15 protein-coding genes are annotated in these 19,093 nt (G+C 50.9%); 2 read left to right on the top strand and 13 right to left on the bottom strand.

Annotated features, from left to right (window positions below; all coding sequences use genetic code 11):
* Window positions 1-322 precede the first annotated feature (322 nt).
* From tyrS to HMPREF2726_RS07510, 6 genes are all read right to left on the bottom strand, one after another.
* Window positions 323-1,621, bottom strand: coding sequence for a tyrosine--tRNA ligase (tyrS, locus tag HMPREF2726_RS07535; protein ID WP_070602863.1), 1,299 nt, complete (start codon window positions 1,619-1,621; stop codon window positions 323-325).
* A gap of 86 nt (window positions 1,622-1,707) precedes the next feature.
* A complete protein-coding gene (locus tag HMPREF2726_RS07530; protein WP_070602861.1) occupies window positions 1,708-2,526 on the bottom strand; it encodes a hypothetical protein in 819 nt (272 codons plus the stop codon).
* Window positions 2,527-2,614: 88 nt separating this feature from the next.
* Complete coding sequence (gene ychF, locus HMPREF2726_RS07525) at window positions 2,615-3,706, bottom strand: redox-regulated ATPase YchF (RefSeq protein ID WP_070602858.1); 1,092 nt, start codon at window positions 3,704-3,706, stop codon at window positions 2,615-2,617.
* A 566-nt stretch (window positions 3,707-4,272) separates the two neighbouring features.
* Window positions 4,273-5,784 carry a ubiquinone biosynthesis regulatory protein kinase UbiB gene (gene ubiB / locus HMPREF2726_RS07520; RefSeq protein WP_009312359.1) on the bottom strand — a complete coding sequence of 504 codons (1,512 nt, stop codon included), beginning with the start codon at window positions 5,782-5,784 and terminating at the stop codon, window positions 4,273-4,275.
* Window positions 5,785-6,151: 367 nt separating this feature from the next.
* The gene (gene glyS, locus HMPREF2726_RS07515) at window positions 6,152-8,215 is read right to left on the bottom strand and encodes a glycine--tRNA ligase subunit beta (protein ID WP_070602856.1); all 2,064 of its coding nucleotides are present in this window, start codon (window positions 8,213-8,215) and stop codon (window positions 6,152-6,154) included.
* 452 nt (window positions 8,216-8,667) lie between these two features.
* Entirely contained in the window at window positions 8,668-10,125 is a 1,458-nt protein-coding gene (locus HMPREF2726_RS07510) for a transferrin-binding protein-like solute binding protein (RefSeq protein ID WP_070602854.1), read from the bottom strand.
* Window positions 10,126-10,448: 323 nt separating this feature from the next.
* Here HMPREF2726_RS07510 and HMPREF2726_RS07500 point away from each other — a divergent pair, with 323 nt between their 5' ends.
* Both HMPREF2726_RS07500 and HMPREF2726_RS07495 read left to right on the top strand, forming a co-directional pair.
* Entirely contained in the window at window positions 10,449-10,979 is a 531-nt protein-coding gene (locus HMPREF2726_RS07500) for a tyrosine-protein phosphatase (protein WP_094113029.1), read from the top strand.
* 143 nt (window positions 10,980-11,122) lie between these two features.
* A complete protein-coding gene (locus tag HMPREF2726_RS07495; protein ID WP_036529469.1) occupies window positions 11,123-11,740 on the top strand; it encodes a PAQR family membrane homeostasis protein TrhA in 618 nt (205 codons plus the stop codon).
* 151 nt (window positions 11,741-11,891) lie between these two features.
* Here HMPREF2726_RS07495 and rplS read toward each other — a convergent pair whose 3' ends face one another.
* From rplS to misR, 7 genes are all read right to left on the bottom strand, one after another.
* A complete protein-coding gene (rplS, locus tag HMPREF2726_RS07490) occupies window positions 11,892-12,257 on the bottom strand; it encodes a 50S ribosomal protein L19 (RefSeq protein ID WP_003679470.1) in 366 nt (121 codons plus the stop codon).
* A 13-nt stretch (window positions 12,258-12,270) separates the two neighbouring features.
* Window positions 12,271-13,020, bottom strand: coding sequence for a tRNA (guanosine(37)-N1)-methyltransferase TrmD (gene trmD, locus HMPREF2726_RS07485; protein ID WP_009312353.1), 750 nt, complete (start codon window positions 13,018-13,020; stop codon window positions 12,271-12,273).
* A complete protein-coding gene (gene rimM / locus HMPREF2726_RS07480) occupies window positions 13,020-13,529 on the bottom strand; it encodes a ribosome maturation factor RimM (RefSeq protein WP_009312352.1) in 510 nt (169 codons plus the stop codon). The genes trmD and rimM overlap by 1 nt, the downstream gene beginning before the upstream one ends.
* Before the next feature lie 18 nt (window positions 13,530-13,547).
* On the bottom strand, window positions 13,548-13,796 hold the full coding sequence (gene rpsP / locus HMPREF2726_RS07475) for a 30S ribosomal protein S16 (protein ID WP_003740833.1): 249 nt from the start codon (window positions 13,794-13,796) through the stop codon (window positions 13,548-13,550).
* Window positions 13,797-13,872: 76 nt separating this feature from the next.
* Window positions 13,873-16,266 carry a bifunctional acetate--CoA ligase family protein/GNAT family N-acetyltransferase gene (locus HMPREF2726_RS07470; protein WP_009312351.1) on the bottom strand — a complete coding sequence of 798 codons (2,394 nt, stop codon included), beginning with the start codon at window positions 16,264-16,266 and terminating at the stop codon, window positions 13,873-13,875.
* A 422-nt stretch (window positions 16,267-16,688) separates the two neighbouring features.
* Entirely contained in the window at window positions 16,689-18,104 is a 1,416-nt protein-coding gene (locus tag HMPREF2726_RS07465; protein ID WP_003758036.1) for a HAMP domain-containing sensor histidine kinase, read from the bottom strand.
* 15 nt (window positions 18,105-18,119) lie between these two features.
* Window positions 18,120-18,797 carry a two-component system response regulator MisR gene (gene misR / locus HMPREF2726_RS07460; protein WP_003740839.1) on the bottom strand — a complete coding sequence of 226 codons (678 nt, stop codon included), beginning with the start codon at window positions 18,795-18,797 and terminating at the stop codon, window positions 18,120-18,122.
* Between the last annotated feature and the right edge of the window lie 296 nt (window positions 18,798-19,093).

Raw genomic sequence — 19,093 nt, 5'->3', positions numbered from 1 at the left:
TCCCCAGAAGTATAGATATTTCAATTTTTCTTTGCGTTGGTAGGCGGTCTTCAGGTCGGCAAGAGTGTAGGGGGAAGTCATGGTGTTTCTTTCTTATTGTTCATTAAATTCAAACGGATAGGGCGTTACCGGATTTAAGATTTATGATGAGCGCAGGTGTGGCAGATTGATTGTAAATCAGGGCAAGACGAAACCTCAGACGGGATGAATGGGAAATACCGTGCCGATCTGCAGTTAATCCACTATATTCGCTATCATACTGTTGACGGTAGAAAAAAGGTCGTCTGAAAAAAGTTTTCAGACGACCTCTGTCATTTAAGGTTTATTTCCAAACCAAGAGCGCGTGGTTGCGTTTGCCGCGCCGTACGATGGTGTATTTGCCGAAGCGTTTGTGCGCGTCGGTCAGCAGATAGGCATCGTCGGGGCGTTCGGCGGCGTGGTTCGGGTTGTTCGATTCGGCGGCCTGGCCGTTGAGCAATACCGCTTTGCTGTTCACAAAACCGCGCGCTTCTTTGTTGGAAGATGCCAAGCCGGTTTTGACCAAGGCTTCGACGACGTTGAGGTCGTCTGAAACTTCAAATGCGGGCAGGCCGTCGAGGGCAAGTTGTTCGAAGTCGCTTTCAGTCAGGCTGCTTTGGTCTTCGGCAAACAGGCTTTCGGAAATGCGCTGTGCGGCTTGCAGGGCGGCTTCGCCGTGAATCAGGCGGGTCATTTCTTCGGCGAGGATGCGTTGCGCTTCGGGCTTGGTGCCGCTGGCTTGGTCTTTCGCTTCGATGGCGTCGATTTCTTCGATAGACAGGAAGGTGAAGTATTTCAGGAATTTATACACATCGGCATCGGCAACTTTCAGCCAGAATTGGTAGAACTGATACGGCGAGGTTTTCTTCGCATTCAGCCATACCGCGCCGCCTTCGGTTTTGCCGAATTTGGTGCCGTCGGATTTAGTAACCAAAGGCAGGGTCAGACCGAATACTTGTTTTTGGTTCAGACGACGTGTCAGGTCGATACCGGCGGTGATGTTGCCCCATTGGTCGGAGCCGCCGATTTCCAAAACCGCGCCGTGACGCTTGTTCAATTCGGCAAAGTCGTAGCCTTGCAGCAGGGAGTAGGCGAACTCGGTGAAGGAAATACCCACATCGTCGCGCTCGATACGTTGTTTGACGGATTCTTTGTTCAACATGGCGTTGACGGAGAAATGCTTGCCGATGTCGCGCAGGAAGTCGAGGCAGTTCATGCTGCCGAACCAGTCGGCGTTGTTCGCCATAATGGCGGCGTTTTCGCCTTCAAAGCTCAAAAAAGGTTTCAGTTGGTTGCGGATGCTTTCTACCCAGCCGGCAACGGTTTCGGCGGAATTCAAGCTGCGCTCCACCGCTTTGAAGCTGGGGTCGCCGATCATCCCGGTCGCACCGCCCACCAAGGCAATCGGCGTATGTCCCGCCTGTTGGAAACGGCGTAATGCCAATACGGGCAGCAAGTGTCCGATATGCAGGCTGTCGGCAGTCGGGTCGAAACCGCAATAGAGGGCAATTTTTTGTTCGTTCAACAAAGCGTCTAAGGCTTCGATGTCGGTGGTTTGCGCGATAAGGCCGCGCGATTGTAGGTCTTGGATAACTGATTTCACTGAAATTCCTTTTATATAGTCGTTATATAGTCGGTGTTTCAGACGACCTTTTCTATACCTTAAAATATCGGAGGTCGTCTGAAAAATTAAAAATCTTTATCTGCCAGTGGATAGTCTTTTGGGGTGCTGTAATATCCTTTGGCAGAGTTAAAGGTGGCAATAAAGACTTTATTGGTGTATTTTTTCGAGCCGTCAAAACCAGATACCGTCAATTGAAGCGGGTAGAAACTGGCACTTGTTTTACCGTCTTTTAGTATTTTGATTTTAGAAGAAAGGTTGTACAGTTCGCTCAAGCATTTACGTCGTTCGGCAGCGGTGTTTTTACGACCTTTATAAAAATTTTCCGAGCAGTCGCCTAATGCTCCCGTATTTTCTGCTTCTGCCGTGATACTGCTTTTTGTGATTTTTTTCGCGCCGTCATGAACAAACAATTGATAGGCAGAACCCGCATAACCATTATGAACATCGCCATGAAGGGTCAGAAATCCCCATTTGTCTTTGCCGAATTCGTGGAACGACCAAGACTTTGCTTCAGGCGCATTACCGAATGAGCCCGCCCAGCCATGTGGTTGCGCAGCGAGAAGTTTCCAGTCGTTGCCAGTCTGTTTCAAAACAAATACGCCCGCCAGACCGGATTGAACGTGCGCACCGTCTGCTACGCCTTTTTCAAAATTAAATGCGTTGCCTGTAAACAGCAGGTACATCAGTTTGCCTTGAGCAGTTTGGCGCGTTTCGCTTTTGGTTTGACGTACACAGTATTGACCATTGTCTTTCACATTGACTTGGTAACATTGGTATTTTTGCGAATATTTCGGATAAAACTTCTGTACGATTTGTTGCGGTGTTTGTGCTTGGGCAGTTGAGGCAGCGAAAAATAATGCCATATAGAGAATAGATTTTTTCATGGATAACTTCCTAAGTCCGAAACAACAGAATGATGGTTTTCAGACGACCTCGGTTAGGAAGGTCGTCTGAAAGCTTATTGCATTTGGTTTATACGTTGAACAAGAAGTGCATCACATCCCCGTCCTGCACGACATATTCCTTGCCTTCCACGCGCATTTTGCCGGCTTCTTTGGCTTTGGCTTCGCCGCCGAGCGAGACAAAGTCGTCGTAGGAAATGACTTGGGCGCGAATGAAGCCGCGTTCGAAGTCGGTGTGGATGACGCCGGCGGCTTGCGGGGCGGTGTCGCCTTTGTGGATGGTCCAAGCGCGGACTTCTTTGACGCCGGCGGTGAAGTAGGTTTGCAGGCCCAAGAGGTCGTAGCCGGCACGAATCAGGCGGTTCAGGCCGGGTTCTTCCAAGCCCATTTCGGCGAGGAATTCGGCTTTTTCGTCGTCTTCCAACTCGGCGATTTCGCTCTCCATCGCGGCGCAAACGGCAACGACGGGGGCGTTTTCTTTTTCAGCCAATTCTTTCAGACGGTCGAGGTGCGGATTGTTTTCAAAACCGTCCTCGGCAACGTTGCCCACATACATGGCGGGTTTGGCGGTCAGCAGGAACAGCGGTTTGAGCATGGCGAGTTCTTCTGCGTCCAAACCGAAGGAGCGGACGGGTTTGCCTTCATTCAGATGCGGCAGCAGTTTTTTGCACAGTTCGCCCAGTTTTTGCGCGTCTTTATCGCCTGAGCGGGCGCGTTTTTCTTCGCGGACGATGGCTTTTTCGACGCTGGCGAGGTCGGCAAGCGCTAGTTCGGTGCCGATGGTTTCGATGTCGGCAATCGGATCGACTTTGCCTGCGACGTGGACGATGTTGTCGTCGTCGAAGCAGCGCACGACGTTGACGATGGCGTCGGTTTCGCGGATGTTGGCGAGGAACTGGTTGCCCAAGCCTTCGCCTTTGCTCGCGCCTGCAACCAAACCGGCAATATCGACGAACTCGACGATGGCGGGCTGCATTTTTTGCGGGTTGACGATTTTTGCCAGTTCCGCCATGCGCGGGTCGGGCACTTCGACAATGCCGACGTTGGGTTCGATGGTGCAGAAGGGATAGTTCGCCGCTTCGATGCCCGATTGGGTCAGCGCGTTAAAGAGGGTGGATTTGCCAACGTTGGGCAGGCCGACGATGCCGCATTTCAAGCTCATGGTTTTTCCTGAAAAGATAAAAGTTTAACGGCGGATTATAGCATATCGGGGAATGACTCAAAAACTGTAAAGGTCGTCTGAAAAGCGCAGTTTTATGCGATGGGAACGGTTGACGTTTTCAGACGACCTCGATGATGAAGGGAAGAGGTGGTATGGGCTTTGCCCGCGAGAAATATATCGGTCTATTTTGCTTGGAGCGAGTAGCAAAATATCCTGATTTTCGTGGGCAGAGACCACGCTACGGCTGCGGCGGGTATTGTATTCAAACTCGCAATAGAAGGTCGTCTGAAAACGGTCATATCAGGTTTGCTTAGCCGCAATCCATGTTTTCAGACGACCTTGGTAACGAGTGGAAAAGTAGTGTGGGCTTTGCCCGCGAGAATATATCGGTCTATTTTGCTTGGGGCGATGGGCAAAATATCCAATTTTCGTGGGCGGAGCCCACGCTACGGTTGAGGTGCGCGTTTTATGCAAATTCATAATAAAAGGTCGTCTGAAAATGCGGATAGCGAGTTTTTCTAAAACCACTATTTCGTTTTCAGACGACCTTTTGTGTATATGGATTTTTAATCAAACAGCAAAATCAGCAGCAACACAATCGCAATCACGCCCAGCCACATGCTTTGCCGCTGCTGCACTTTGACCAAATGGATATAGGCATCGCGCATTTCCTGCTGGCGGTTTTCGTCAACCAGCGCATTGATTTTGCGGGGCAGGGAAGGGATGATTTGCGCCCAGTCGGGGGCTTCGTTTTTGAGGTTGCGCAAAAAGGCTTTAGGACCGACCTGTTCGTTCATCCATTTCACCAAAAACGGTTTGGCGGTTTTCCACAGGTCCAAATCGGGATCAAGCTGCCGTCCCAAGCCTTCGATGTTGAGCAGCGTTTTTTGCAGCAATACAAGCTGCGGCTGGATTTCGACATTGAAGCGGCGGCTGACTTCAAACAGGCGCATCAATACGAGGCCGAACGAAATTTGTGAAATCGGTTTGTTGAACACCGGTTCGCACACGGCGCGGACGGCAGCTTCCAATTCTTCCGCGCGCGTGTCGGCAGGCACCCAGCCTGATTCGATGTGGGCGGTGGCGACGCGGTGGTAATCGCGGTTGAAGAAGGCGAGGAAGTTGATGGCGAGATAGCGTTTGTCGTAGTCGGTCAGCGTGCCGACAATGCCGAAATCGAGGGCGATGTAGCGGTTGTCGGCGGCGACCAGAATGTTGCCGGGGTGCATATCCGCGTGGAAAAAGCCGTCTCGGAAGACTTGTGTGAAGAAGATTTCCACGCCGTAATCGGCGAGTTTGTGCAAATCGATGCCGTCGGCTTTGAGTTTGGCGATTTCCGATACCGGCGTGCCGTCCATCCATTCGATGGTCAGTACGTCGCTGGTGCAGTAGTCGTAAAACACTTTAGGCACAATCAGCATATTGCTGTTTTGGAAGTTGCGGCCGAGCTGGCTGGCATTGGCGGCTTCGCGCATCAAGTCCAACTCGTCATGCAGGTATTTGTCGAATTCCGCCACCACTTCGCGCGGTTTCAAACGCTTGCCGTCGGCAAACAGACGCTCGACCCAAGCTGCGCCGAAGCGCATCAGCGACAAATCCTGTTCGATAACGGGCAAAAGGTTGGGGCGCAAAACTTTGACCGCCACTTGTTCGCCCGAATGCAGGCGGGCTTTGTGTACTTGGGCGATGGACGCGCTGGCGACGGGTTCGGTTTCAAATTCTGCATACAGCGTTTCGATGGATTGCCCCAGCGATTTTTCGATTTGCGAGCGTGAAAGCTGCGCATCAAACGGCGGGACTTGGTCTTGCAGCTTTGCCAGTTCGACCGCGTAATCATACGGAATCAAATCGGGGCGCGTGGAGAGAACCTGCCCGAATTTGATGAAAATCGGCCCCAAGCTTTCTAGGGCAAGGCGCAGGCGGACGGCAGGCGGTTCGTTTTCCAATTCAGACGACTGCGGCAGCATTTTCAACAGCGTCCGCGCCCAGCCCGGACGGACAAGCGCGGCAAACAGCTCGGCGAGGCGGTAGAGGTAAAGCGTGCGGAGGATGGTTTTGATGCGTTTGAGCCGTTTCATGATTAAGCGCGGAAAATGCTGAAAGTCGAAATTATATAGTAAATAGGCTGTGCCCACACGGAATGGTATGGGGCTAGGACATGGATGTGGGCAGGAATTGGCTTTGCGGGCGAGCAGATGGCTTTATAGTGGCTTAACTTTAAACCGACGGCGTTACCTCGCCTTAGTTCAAAGAGAACGATTCCTCTAAGGTGCTGAAGCACCAAGTGAATCGGTTTCGTACTATCTGTACTGCTGTGCGGCTTCGTCGGCCTTGTCCTGATTTAAATTTAATCCACTATAGATTCATAGAATCAAAAAGGTCGTCTGAAAACGTTGGGCAAAGCTGCTTGTCCGTTTTCAGACGACCTTTGTTTACGGCTATATATTATTCGCTCAAGAGCGCAATATCCGCTACCGCGTTCATCTGCTCTGCCAAGCGGTTCAGCAGGTTCAGGCGGTTTTGTTTTACGGCGGGATCTTCCGCCATCACCATCACGCCGTCGAAGAAGGCATCAACCTGCGGTTTGACGGAAGCCAGTTCTGATAAGGCCGTCTGAAAATTGCCTTCGGCAACAGCGGCGGCGATTTTCGGCTGCAAGTCTTGCGCGGCGGCGTACAGGGCTTTTTCTTCGTCTTGTTGCAGCAAGCTTTCATCGACTTCGCCCAGCGCGGTATCGGCTTTTTTCAGCAGGTTTTGCACGCGTTTGTTGGCAGCGGCGAGTGCGGCGGCTTCGGGTAGTTGTTTGAATGCGGCGACGGCTTGCAGTTTGGCGGTCAAATCGTCCAAACGGCGCGGCTGTTTGGCAAGTACGGCGGCAACAATGTCTTGCGGATAGTCGTTTTGCAGCAACACGGCAAGGCGCGCCTGCATGAAGTCGGCGGTTTCAGACGGCGTTTTCTCGTTGAGCAAACCTTTGGGGAAGCTGTCGAAGGTCGTCTGAATCAGCTCGTTTACGTCCAAACCATACTGCATCAGCATCCGCAAAATACCCAAGGCGGCGCGGCGCAGGGCGTAGGGGTCTTTGTCGCCGGTCGGAATCAGACCGATGCCCCAAATGCCGACCAAGGTTTCCAGCTTGTCGGCCAGCGCAACGGCAGTGGCAACTTTGCCGTTCGGCAGGTTGTCGCCGGCAAAACGCGGCTGATAGTGCTGCTCGACGGCTTCGGCGATTTCTTCGGTTTCGCCGTCCAAGCGGGCGTAGTATTTGCCCATCGTGCCTTGCAGTTCAGGGAACTCGCCGACCATTTCGGTCACCAAGTCGGCTTTTGCCAGACGCGCGGCGCGTTCGGCTGCGGCGGCATCTGCGCCCAAAGCTTTGGCGATGTGGGCGGCAATGCTTTGCAGGCGTTCGATGCGTTCGGCTTGCGAGCCGATTTTGTTGTGATACACCACGTTCGCCAGCTTGGGCAGGCGGCTTTCCAAAGTCGCTTTTTGGTCTTGTTTGTAGAAGAACTCGGCATCAGACAGGCGCGCGCGCAAGACGCGTTCGTTGCCTTGGATGATGTGCGACGGGTCTTCGGTTTGCAAGTTGGAGACCAGCAGGAAGCGGTTCATCAGCTTGCCGTTTCGGTCGAGCAGCGGGAAGTATTTTTGGTTTTGCTGCATGGTCAGAATCAGGCATTCCTGCGGCACGGCGAGGAAATGTTCTTCAAAACCGGCTTCCAAAACAACGGGGTATTCGACCAGCGCGGTAACTTCGTCCAACAATGCTTCATCGGCGGCTACGGTGGCTTTCAGACGACCTGCCTGTTCGTTCAAGGCCGTCTGAATCGCGGCTTTGCGCTCGGCAAACGAAGCAACGACTTTGCCTTGCTCGCGCATTTGTGTGGCGTAGCTGTCGGCGTTTGTAATAGTGATTTCGCCGTTGGACAGGAAGCGGTGTCCCAAGGTTTGATTGCCACTTTGCAGACCCAAAACGCTGACGTTCACGATGTCGCCGCCGTGCAGCACAATCAGCCCGTGAACAGGGCGCACGAAGGTAAACGTGCTGCTGCCCCAACGCATTACTTTCGGAATCGGCAGTTTCTTAACGGCTTGATTGATAATGTCTTCCAAAAGTTCGCCCAACGGTTTGCCGGTTTGGATATATTCGTAGGCGTACACGTCTTGTTTGCCGTCGTGGACGATGGTCAAGTCTTCGATTTTCGCCCCCGCACCGCGTGCAAAACCTTCCAAAGCCTTGGTCGGCGCACCGTCTTTCATGGCATTTGCCACGGCTGGGCCTTTTTTCACGATTTTCTGATCGGCTTGAACGGCTTTCACGTTTTTAACTTGAACGGCCAAACGGCGCGGCGAGGCGTAGGCGGTATATTCGGCTGCGCCGTCAATCAGTTGCGCTTTTTCCAAGCCTTCGGCAACAGAAGCGGCGAAGTGGTTGCCTAAATTATTCAGGGCTTTGGGGGGAAGTTCTTCGGTAAGGAGTTCGATTAAAAGGGTTTGGGTTGTCATGTGAGACTTTCTGCTCTTTACATTTGTCGGTTTTAATTTCGTTGAAGCGGATACTTTCAGACGACCTCTGGCTGGAAACCCCGTCTTGGTTTGATTTGTCTGAAAGTTTGGAGATAAAGCCATCGGATTCGCGCGCCGGTATGGTGTGCATTGCCGATGTCTGTTTGATTTGGTGCAGATTATGCCACAATTGCGCCTTTTCTGCGGCGTGATTATTAGAGAAGTTGGTAATAGAAGCAGGCAGAGGGTGATGAAGATAGGGGATAAAGCTGCCGGATAAGGATAACTTCCTTGTTTTGCCCTGATTTCAAATTAATTTATCGCTGCATTGGGTGACCGTGTTATGCGCTTTCATATTGGTGCGGGTGTGTTTGGCAGGTTAAAAGAAAAGGTCGTCTGAAACTGCAAACAGTCTTTCAGACGACCTTTTTTAAAGGAGACGGTCATTAGGATTATTGACGTTTCGCGCCGTAACCACCGATGAAGTGTTCGCTGCCGTCTTGGTTTTTCAAGCCGTAAGTACCGCCGATTTCAGCAGCTTTTTCACCGTAGAATTTACCGCTCAAATTACCTTTCAGACCTGCTGCGGCTGCTTCAACCGAACCAAGGAAGAGGTTGCCGTTTTCCCATTTCGCCGTACCTTTCATGTCGTACTTCGCATCGGCTTCGCTTACGCGGCGGCCGTTGGCGTCGAGGGAATGGAATTGGGAATTGGTAGTTTCAAAGCGTACGCCTTTCAAACCGAAATCAGCAATGGCTTTAACATCCGCTGTCAGCTGACGGCTTTGGTCACCTTTCACAACATAGGCGGTAGTCAAGCCGTTGTAAGTTGCCGTACCTTTCTCCGGCAGGTCGGTGAACTTGGTCTCATCGCCTAAGCTTTGATAGCCGTAAATTACGCCGGATTTCGGATCAATGTAGTGGGCGAAAGTTTGGTAAGTCCAACCGGCAGCGGCAGGATCGTGCATAACGATCTGCGTACCATCGACAAAACGGATGACGTAGATGCCGTCGAATCGTTTGTCAAACACCAAACCATCGGCATCAGTGCGGAAATAGGCAATTTGATTCATGGAATCTTGAGTATATTTTGTCAAACCTGCACGAAGTTGACGTTTAAAGTCATACAGTTCTGACAGCTCTTTGATCTTGGCTTCAATTTCTGCAATTTTGTTTGTATCAATACCGTCGGTACCGCCTTCTTTTGCTTTTTTAAGGTTTTCTCGTTCGGTCTTCAATTGTTTGAAGATTTCGACAATACGGTCGTCCAAAGTTGATTTGCCGTATTCGTATTTGGTATTTTTTTCGCTGCCATCTTGTTCGCTGATATCGGCTTTTGTGTTGCCTTTGGAATTGATTTTTGCGATGAGGGAATCGGTGGTTGTCCATTCGGGTTGCGTTGCACTGCCATTCGCATTTTTATTGAATAGTACAATTCCATCCAATTTCACTTCATCGTTGGCTTTAAAATCTAAAGAGCTGATCAAGCCGCCTTGATCTTTGTTTTGGTTGTCAGTTTGGAATTGTTCTCCTGTTTCTTTTTGGCGCAATTGAACATTTGGATTGTTTTGTTGCGCACTGGCTGAAGAAATGAAGCTGGTGTGCAGCGGTGTAGCAAGGTTTAAAGTTTCCAGCGGAGCTTCATCAATCAGACCGGCGAGGTTATCGGCATGATTGTTGCGAGGTGCTGCGGCTGCTACGGTATTGCCATTATTGTTATTGGTAGCGCTGGGGGTGGCATTGCTTGGGCTGCTGTTTTTAGCAGGGCTGCCGTTGCCACTTGTGCTGGTTGATCCGGTGGAAAGAGTGGATGCGCCACCGCTGCCACCGCCGCCTCCACAGGCAGACAGGATTGCCGCGCTGATGGCGGTTAAGATGATGGTTTTGATTTTAGTGTTGATTGCAGACATATTGTCCCCTTTTTTGTTGATTGGAATGGTGCTTTTTATCAAATGGCATAAAGTATTATCATAGATATAATTATGACAAAAATAAACTGTTTTTTACATTTGTTGGGATAATTGTCCATCGATATGCGGTTTGTGTTTGATTTGTACGACATAAAGGTCGTCTGAAAATGCTTGAAACTGCCGGTTGCGGTTGTCTGCTTTAATCGGGCTTCGTTTTCAGACGACCTGCCATTACAATCACGTTTTATTCTAGAGAAGAATTTATGCGTCATTTTGTGTTTGTAATTTTGTGTTCATGTTTCCTCGCTGCGTGCTCCACTCCTATGGCTCCTCAAGATATTTCTACCGCTTCCGCCCGTTGGGCGACTTTGGTAAAGCAAGATGCTAATTTGTACCGTATTGACGATAAGCTTTACCGCAGTGAGCAGCCGGTTGCGGAAGATGGGGAACTGATTGAACAACTCGGTATCCGTAGTGTGATTAATTTGCGATTTTTTGATCGGAACGACAACGAAACACATTTAAAAGGCCGCAATTTGATGCTGCTGAACCGTCCTTTGTTGACGTGGAAAATTAAGCCTAAAGATGTCGCGCAAACTCTTTTCTTAATTGAAAAGCAGCAAAAATACGGCCCTGTATTGGTTCATTGCTATCATGGGGCTGACCGTACAGGTTTGATTTCCGGAATGTACCGTATTATTTATCAGGGTTGGTCGGTGGAAGAGGCCAGGTTGGAAATGCAACATGGTCCTTATGGTTATCATAGTATCTGGAAAAATATTGAGAATTTGTTTACCGAAGAAAAGGTACAGGAAGTACGCGAACATTTGGAACGTCTGAGAAAAGAGGGATGATGTTGAATGTAAGGTAAGGCCTGGATTAGGCGTCTTGGAATGATAACGGTGTTGGTTTTAACTTATCTTTATCATTTTCTTGCGCTTACGGTATGGTGTTTGGCGTACACTTTGCCGGTCTCTTCAAACTAAGAATGATTCTTATGTATTACGGTGAACGCTTTAATGCGTATACTCATTTGATTGGCGCCATGCTGGCTGTTGCGGCATTGGTGCTGATGATTATTAAGGCGGATGATTCATATCGGCTTGCCAGTGCGATTACTTATGGTGTTTGCCTGTCTTTGCTGTATCTGGGCTCAACGTTGTACCACAGTATTCCTCAACCTAAAATTAAGGCTGTCTTGCAAAAAGTGGATCATTGCATGATTTATCTGTTGATTGCAGGCAGCTATACCCCGTTTACCTTGATTCCTCTTAAGGGAGAATGGGGTTGGTCGCTTTTCGGTGTGTCATGGGGCTTGGCATTTTTAGGGATTATTCAAGAGCTTACGATAGGGAGAAAGAGTGAAAAACGGCTGTTGTCCATGATTATTTATGTGGTGATGGGATGGTTGATTTTGGTTGCTTTATTTCCATTGGTTCAATCGCTTTCATCTGTCGGGCTGTTTTGGCTTGCGTTGGGCGGTATATTGTATAGCGTCGGTATCTATTGGTTTGTGAATGATAAAAAGATTAAACATGGTCATGGTATTTGGCATTTGTTTGTTCTTGGTGGAAGCTTGGCTCAATTTGTCTGCATCTATTTTTATGTACTTTAAGAGGCTGACGGTTTGTAGAAGTTGTATCAAGGTTTTTTTGTAGGCCGGTAACCGAAATCTTATCTGTAATTGAATTTACTGCCGAATGATAGAAAGATGATGTAAAAAATCCCCACTGAAAAGTGGGGATTTTGTTTTGTAATTCTTTTGCTTAACCTTTGCGGGCAGGCAATTTTTCTTTAATGCGGGCCGCTTTACCGGTCAGGCCGCGCAGGTAGTACAGTTTGGCGCGACGGACGTCACCGCGGCGTTTTACTTCGATTTTTTCTACGGTAGGGGAGTAGAGTTGGAAAGTACGCTCAACGCCTTCGCCGCTGGAAATTTTGCGGACGATGAAGTTGCTGTTCAAGCCGCGGTTACGACGGGCGATAACAACGCCTTCGTAAGCTTGCAGACGGCTGCGTGAACCCTCTACTACGCGTACGGAAACGACTACGGTGTCACCCGGTGCGAATTCGGGGATTTCTTTGTTCAGGCGAGCGATTTCTTCTTGCTCTAATTGTTGAATCAGGTTCATTGTTTTTCCTAAATTATGATTGGATTTCCTGTTGCTCTTGCAAGATTTCTTTTAAGAGGCGGGATTCCTTTGGGATTAAACTGCGCTTTTCCAGCAGGTCTGGTCTGCGCTCCAGGGTGCGCCGCAGCGATTGTTTCAACCGCCATTCGGCTATCAAGCCATGATTGCCCGAACGCAATACGTCAGGGACGGTCATGCCTTGGAATTCTAAAGGTTTGGTGTAATGGGGGCAGTCTAATAGGTCGTCTGAAAACGAATCCTGCTCGGCTGACTGTATGTCGCCCAATACGCCGGGTATCAGTCTGAGTACGGCATCCATCAGCATCATGGCGGGTAGCTCTCCGCCGGAAACGACAAAGTCGCCTATGCTGATTTCTTCATTTACGCTGCTTTGCAGCAGGCGTTCGTCAATTCCTTCGTATCGTCCGCAAAGCAGTATGAGATGCGGGGATTTTGCAAGTTCTACAGCTTTTTTGTGGGTCAGCGGTTGACCTTGCGGACTAAGGTAGATGACTTTTGCAGGAGATGAAGATGTTTGTTTGGCTTCTTCTATCGCTGCTTGCAGCGGCGGTGCCATCATAATCATTCCCGGACCTCCGCCAAAGGGGCGGTCGTCAATATAGCCGAGTTTGTTATCGGCGAATTTGCGGGGATTGATGGCTTGGAATTGCCAAAGGTTTTGTTTTTTTGCGCGACCGGTTACGCCGTATTCGGTAATGCTGTCGAACATTTCGGGGAAGATGGTGATGGCTTGTATCAACATCAGTAGTCTAAGCCCCAGTCGGTGGTAATGGTTTTGCCTTCGGTATCGACGGTTTCGATGTAGTTGGATACGAACGGGATCAGGATTTGGCCATGTTCGCCATTAATCATCAAAACATCGTTGGCACCGGTTTCCATCAGGTTTGTGACTTTGCCGAGCACGATATTGTCTTTGTTGACAACGGTCATGCCGACTAAATCTGCCCAATAATATTCGTCTTCCTCGGTAGGAGCGAATTCTTCTCGGGGGATTTCGATGGTACAGCCGCGAAGGGCAAAAGCTTGATCGCGATCGTCTATGCCTTCGAATTTGACCTGAAGCTCTCCGCTGACGATTTTGCCGGCTTCGAGTGTCACGTTCAGGGTTTTACCGTCTTTGCTTAACTGCCACTCAGGGTAGTCCAGGAGGCTGTCGGCGTATTCTGTATTGGCGGCTATTTTGAGCCAACCTTTGATGCCGAATACGCCTTTGATGTAGCCCATGGCTACCCGTTGTCGAGTGTCGGTCATAGCAAGATTAGCCGGTGATTAAGCAGCAGCTTTTTGTTCTTTGATCAGTTTTGCAACTGCGTCGCTGACTTGTGCGCCTTGGGCGATCCAGTGGTTCAGGCGGTCGGCTTGGAGGCGTACGCGCTCTTGTTTTTCATTGGCAACAGGGTTGTAGAAGCCAACGCGCTCGATGAAGCGGCCGTCGCGGCGGTTGTGGGAGTCGGCAACGACTACGTGGAAGAAGGGACGGTGTTTAGAACCACCGCGAGCCAAACGGATAACTACCATTTTGAGTCCTTTTGAGAAAATCGGATAGATAAGAAACCGCTAATTTTAGGATATTTTGCGTTGTTCATGCAAGTTTTTATTTGTTTTTGTTGCTGTTTTGCGGAGTGGTCAGGCTGAGGCGTGCTTGGCATAAAGTGTTGTCTTCTTCTGAAGGGGTGATGGTAAAGCCTGATTTTTCAGCAAGTTTAAGCATAGGGGTGTTGGATTTGAGTATTTGGGCACTCATGACGCGGTAGCCTTGTTGTGTTGCCGATTGGATAATCAGCTTCATCATTTCCGTTGCCAACCCTTTGCCGCGCACGTTTTCAGCAAGTGTGATGCCGAATTCGCATTCGTTGCGATTGATACGGCTGAAGCGGCTGACGGCGACGATGAGGTCGTCTGAATTGCGCGCCGTCCATGCGGCTTCGCTGTGGTAGTCGAGTTTGCTGAAGCGTGCGAGGGTAGGGGTGGGCAATTCGTTGGTATGGGTCATGAAGCGGGTGTAGCGCGCTTGTGGAGACAGGCTGCGGACGAATTGTTGCTTGACTTCCGCGTCTTCGGGGGTGAAGGGGTGGATGGTTACGGTTTCGCCGTTTTTCAGGGTAAGCGTGGCAGGATGCTCGGTCGGGTAGGGGGCGAGCACGTTTTGGATGGGGTCTTCGCTTTCGGTTTTTGCGCCCAAAAGTTCGGCGGCGGCTTCGCCGGTGTTGCGGAGGAACTCGGCGGCAGTCGGATTTTTGCTGCGCAGGTATTCCGCTGCGGTCTGTACTTTGGCGGCGGCCTGCTCGAGCTTGAGGGTGGCTATATTGGTTGGTTTGTTTTTCGGAGAAGGACGTTCATTAGCCTGCAAGACAAAGTCGCTGCTGTATTGGTCGCCGTTGAGGTTGAGCAGGATTTCGCCGATGTATTGCTGCCGTTGGCTGAGTGTGTTTAGGGTGTGCAGGAGCTGGTTGAGGGTGTGTGTATTGTCGAGTTGGGCGAAACGGGCGATGTGTTCGCTGTCCAGCGTAGAGAACGGCGGGAGCGCGGCGGTGGTTCTGCCTTGATGGCATACAGTCAGGATGTCGCCATAGGCGGTATGGCGTTGGAAACGGAATTGCACGGCGTTATGCGTGGTGTGCTGATAAGCCGGCAAACACAGGGCTTCGGCAAGCAGGGGAAGGTCTTTTGAAGCGAGGGCTTTGTTAATGTTTCTTGCTTGCGGGGTTTTCAGACGAACTTTTTTGGGTGTGGCGATGCGTAGCTGTTCTTTTTGCAGTTGGTCGGCAATGTTTCGGAAAGATACGGCTTGCAGGGCTTGTTCAGGACGGTCGAAATGCAGGAGGTCGTCTGAAAAGCGGCTGCTGACAAGCAGGGGTTTGGCAGTGTGTTTCGCCAGCATGCTCAGGGTGCGGGTCAGATTTTTTTCGTCGGGACTGTCGGTCGGGGCAACGATGGCGAGCAGGGCTTCGGTATGGGTATTTTGAAGTTGTTGGCTGGCGATGCTGTGGTAATGGGCGGGCGTGGGTGTGCTGCCGATGTAGCCTTGGCGGATGTGCGGCTGCTTGGTGGGAAATTGGAGTTTTAGGTTTTGGGGCGCACAGGTTTCCAGCCACTCGGCAGGGGTGTCGGACAGGATGTCGATGCTGTTCAGAGGGGGAAGATCGGATAAACGCGCGTGCAGGGCGGCTTCGAGTTCGCTGCTGCTGAATGTGGTGAGGAAGTTGCAATGACGCGCAAGGCAGCGCAACACGGCTTTTTCGGTGTCGTCTGAACGGTGGGTAACGTGGAGGATGAGCGGGGTGTGGCGGGTGAAATGGCGGATGGCGCTGAACAGGTTGCGCTGGTTTTCGGCTGGGTTATGCTCGATAACGGCAACTTTGGTGTGGCGGTTGTGGCCGAAACGGTTGAGCCAGTCGGCAGAGGTGGTGGGGCTGAGCGGATAGTTGAGGCTGATGTGGCGTGAAATGCCCTGTCCCATTTTTTGCAGCATGAGGTTGATTTCGCTGCTGACGGAAGCGTGTCCGGTCAGAAGGGCGGTGTAGCCTGCCGGATGGTCGGGTTGGGAACTGATGTTGAGGCTTTGCGATGGAAGCTGCACGCCCGCGGGGCTGCACACGCTAATGTTGAGTTCGTTGCCGTGGTGTTTTTTGATGGCGGCTTCGGCGGTGTGCCATTCATCGTCGGACAGGCTTTCCCAGTCTTGGATGAGGATGATGTGGCCGAACTGTTTTTTGCGGCAGGATTTGAACAGGGCATCGTAGCTGTCGGGCGGTGTTACGGCGATAACGAGGTCGGCGCTGCCGGGGATTTTGTTGAGGTTGGTGTAGGAGGTGAGTCCGGCAACCGTGCGGTGGCGGAGGTTGACGGGTGTGATTTGACCTTGAAACGGTGCGCTCAGGAGGTTGCTCAGGATGCGTTCGCCCAAGCTGTATGGGCGTTCGCTCGCGCCCACGAGAATGATGTGGTTGGGCATGAAGAAGTAGCCGGACATGGATTGGGCGGACATGGTGCCTCCTTTTCAGTGTGTGGACGCTGCGTTTCAGACGACCTTTCGGGCGGTTTGGGTTGGAAGGGGTGTGTGATGAGTGAACGGGATTGGGCGTTCGTTGTTGGTTTTGTTATCAATGGATAGTCTGTTTTGCTGCTCTTTATGGCGGAATACGCGGACTTTAAATGATTTAATTATTCACTTGCATTATATATGACAAATGGCATAAAAGGTCGTCTGAAAGGCGGGAACGTAAGGGTTTGTTCTTTTCAGACGACCTTTTGTAGGCTTGGGGTGTGGCAATTTGTTTATAGTGGCTTAACTTTAAACCAGTACGGCGTTGCCTTGCCTTGCTGTACTGTCTGTACTGTGCGGCTTCGTCGCCTTGTCCTGATTTAAATTTAATCCACTATACAAACCCCGATGGGCAATATTCATGGTCAAGAGTTTTTAGGATGCGGCTTTTCCGTTTTGCCGTTCACTTTCTTTTTGGGCAGGATAAAGTGCATTTTCAAACCATTCGGCTTGATGTTTTCAGCCATGATTTTGCCGTTGTGCTGCTCCATGATGTGTTGGGTCAGGGCAAGGCCTAAGCCGGTACCGGGTTTGCTGGCGCTGGAGTCGGCACGGTAAAAGGCGGTGAAAATGTGCGGCAGTTGCATTTCGTCCACGCCGGGACCGTTGTCGGTAACGTCCACAATCCAATGCTTGCTATCTTGTCCGATGTTGACGCGGATGGTGCTGCCTTCGGGACTGTAATTGATGGCGTTGCGGATAACGTTGTCAAACGCGCGGTACAAATAGCCTTCGTTGGCGCAGACCGTGGCATTTTCGGGGATTCTGGGTTCGACCGAAAGGGTAACGGTTTGTTTGTTCTGCTGGGCGATGCTTTGGTTGTCTTCCACGATGTTTTTCAGGAAGGGGACGAGCTTCAGGCTTTCTTTTTCCAACGGGATGTTGGATGTTTCCAAACGGGAAAGCGTCAGCAATTCGCCAACCAAGGTATCCATGCGGGTCAATTCGCCTTCCAGCCTTTTCAGGTATTGTTCCTGCTTTTGCGGCTGCGCCTGAATCAGTCCGACGATTGCCTGCATACGCGCCAAAGGTGAGCGCATTTCGTGGGAGACGTGGTGCAGCAGGTGGCGTTCTTTGGCAACGAGTTTTTCCAGTTTTTCCGCCATTTTGTCGAACTGGATGGCAAGGTGGGACAATTCGTCGTCACGGTCGTCCACTTGCTGGGAAATACGGGTTTCAAGTTCGCCGTTTGCTACCCTGTCCATACCGCTGCCCAAAATTTTGATGGGCTTGGTAATGTTACTGGCGAGGATGTACGCCATCAGCAGACCGACGACGATGATGAAGGACAGGATGATGAATTCGTGCCAAATCGGGGCGAGCGGCAGGCCCGGGATAAAGAGCGGGCTGGGCAGGCGTTGCGCCTGATGGCTGTCCCAACCTTTGATAAAGAAGAGGTATTCTTCGCCGAAACGGTCGTATTCGATGTGCGCCAAATCGGAATTGGGATTATTGATGGCAAATACGCGGGCGCGTTCGATGGTGTGGTTGTCGATGTTGCGGTCGAGGATGTCTTTTTTCTCGTCGCCCAAAATGACGTAAACGGAATTGGAGACGGGGCTGTCTTCCCATTCCGCCAAAATTTCGCGCGCACCGCTGTCCCCGCGCGCCCTAAAGGCGGAGAGGATGCTGTTCATCAAAGTGGTTTCGATGGTGCGGCGTTGGTTGAATTGGTTTTCGGCGAGGGTATTTTGCACCAGCCAAAAAGAAAAACTCGCCACAAAGATTGCGCAGACGATGACTGCGCAAAATGTGGCGAAGATGCGTTGAAACAGTTTCATTGATCTGTTTTATCTTTAGTTTTTAACAAACAGGTAGCCCAAGCCCCGTACGGTCTGAATCAGCGAGGCATCGCCCAGTTTGTGGCGGATGCTGGAGATGTGGACGTCGATACTGCGGTCGAATTTTGCCAGTTTGCGGTCAAGCGCTTCGATGGACAAAGTTTCTTTGCTGACAACTTGTCCGGCGTGGCGCATCAGGACTTCGAGCAGGTTGAACTCGGTGCTGGTCAGTTCGAGCGGAGTGTCTTTGATGGTCGCCTGACGTTTGGCGGGGTACAGGACGACGTCGCTGACGGAAATGCTGTTTGGCGCGTTGTTCGGCTCGCCGCTTTGTTGCGCACGGCGCAGGATGGCGTTGATGCGTGCCAACAGTTCGCGCGGGGTGCAAGGTTTCGGAACATAGTCGTCCGCACCCATTTCCAATCCGATGATGCGGTCGATGTCGTCGCCTTTGGCGGTCAGCATGATGATGGGAACGGTGCTTTGGGAGCGGACGTTTTTCAATACGTCCAAGCCGTTCATTTTCGGCATCATGGAGTCTAATACGACGACATCGTACTGGCCGGTCAGGATTTCGTGTACACCGGCTTCGCCGTCCGGAACGCTGTGGACGTTCAATCCTTCGGCGGTGAGGTATTCGGTGAGCAATTCAGTCAGCAAAGCGTCGTCATCTACGAGTAATACGCGACTCATGGGATTTCCTTTTCGTGATTGTATGCGCTGCGCAAACCCGAAATAAATGGGTGCGGCGGATAGTGATGGCTAATCTTAACACGCATTTTGAGTTTTTTGATAGCTTGTTTTCCTATGCTTTTGCGCTTTTTTGCATTGCAGGGACGCTGTCTTTACATTTTCAGACGACCCCTGTACCAAATCCCCAAAATATACGCCGGATACGCGCCAAACGGGCGGCAAAATGATGCCGGTAAAGGCTGTGTTCGAGAAAGAACGGAGGGATTCTATAGTGGATTAACTTTAAACCAGTACGG

The sequence above is a fragment of the Neisseria sp. HMSC074B07 genome (assembly GCF_001810355.1).
GTDB lineage: Bacteria > Pseudomonadota > Gammaproteobacteria > Burkholderiales > Neisseriaceae > Neisseria.
This window is presented reverse-complemented; position numbering and strand designations above follow the sequence as displayed.

Coding starts and splice junctions, on each gene's coding strand:
- misR (WP_003740839.1), bottom strand. CDS start 18,797: ATGAGTCGCGTATTACTCGTAGATGACGACGCTTTGCTGACTGAATTG.
- ubiB (WP_009312359.1), bottom strand. CDS start 5,784: ATGAAACGGCTCAAACGCATCAAAACCATCCTCCGCACGCTTTACCTC.
- rimM (WP_009312352.1), bottom strand. CDS start 13,529: ATGACCGACACTCGACAACGGGTAGCCATGGGCTACATCAAAGGCGTA.
- rplS (WP_003679470.1), bottom strand. CDS start 12,257: ATGAACCTGATTCAACAATTAGAGCAAGAAGAAATCGCTCGCCTGAAC.
- HMPREF2726_RS07530 (WP_070602861.1), bottom strand. CDS start 2,526: ATGAAAAAATCTATTCTCTATATGGCATTATTTTTCGCTGCCTCAACT.
- ychF (WP_070602858.1), bottom strand. CDS start 3,706: ATGAGCTTGAAATGCGGCATCGTCGGCCTGCCCAACGTTGGCAAATCC.
- trmD (WP_009312353.1), bottom strand. CDS start 13,020: ATGTTGATACAAGCCATCACCATCTTCCCCGAAATGTTCGACAGCATT.
- HMPREF2726_RS07510 (WP_070602854.1), bottom strand. CDS start 10,125: ATGTCTGCAATCAACACTAAAATCAAAACCATCATCTTAACCGCCATC.
- HMPREF2726_RS07495 (WP_036529469.1), top strand. CDS start 11,123: ATGTATTACGGTGAACGCTTTAATGCGTATACTCATTTGATTGGCGCC.
- glyS (WP_070602856.1), bottom strand. CDS start 8,215: ATGACAACCCAAACCCTTTTAATCGAACTCCTTACCGAAGAACTTCCC.
- HMPREF2726_RS07500 (WP_094113029.1), top strand. CDS start 10,449: ATGGCTCCTCAAGATATTTCTACCGCTTCCGCCCGTTGGGCGACTTTG.
- HMPREF2726_RS07465 (WP_003758036.1), bottom strand. CDS start 18,104: ATGAAACTGTTTCAACGCATCTTCGCCACATTTTGCGCAGTCATCGTC.
- rpsP (WP_003740833.1), bottom strand. CDS start 13,796: ATGGTAGTTATCCGTTTGGCTCGCGGTGGTTCTAAACACCGTCCCTTC.
- HMPREF2726_RS07470 (WP_009312351.1), bottom strand. CDS start 16,266: ATGTCCGCCCAATCCATGTCCGGCTACTTCTTCATGCCCAACCACATC.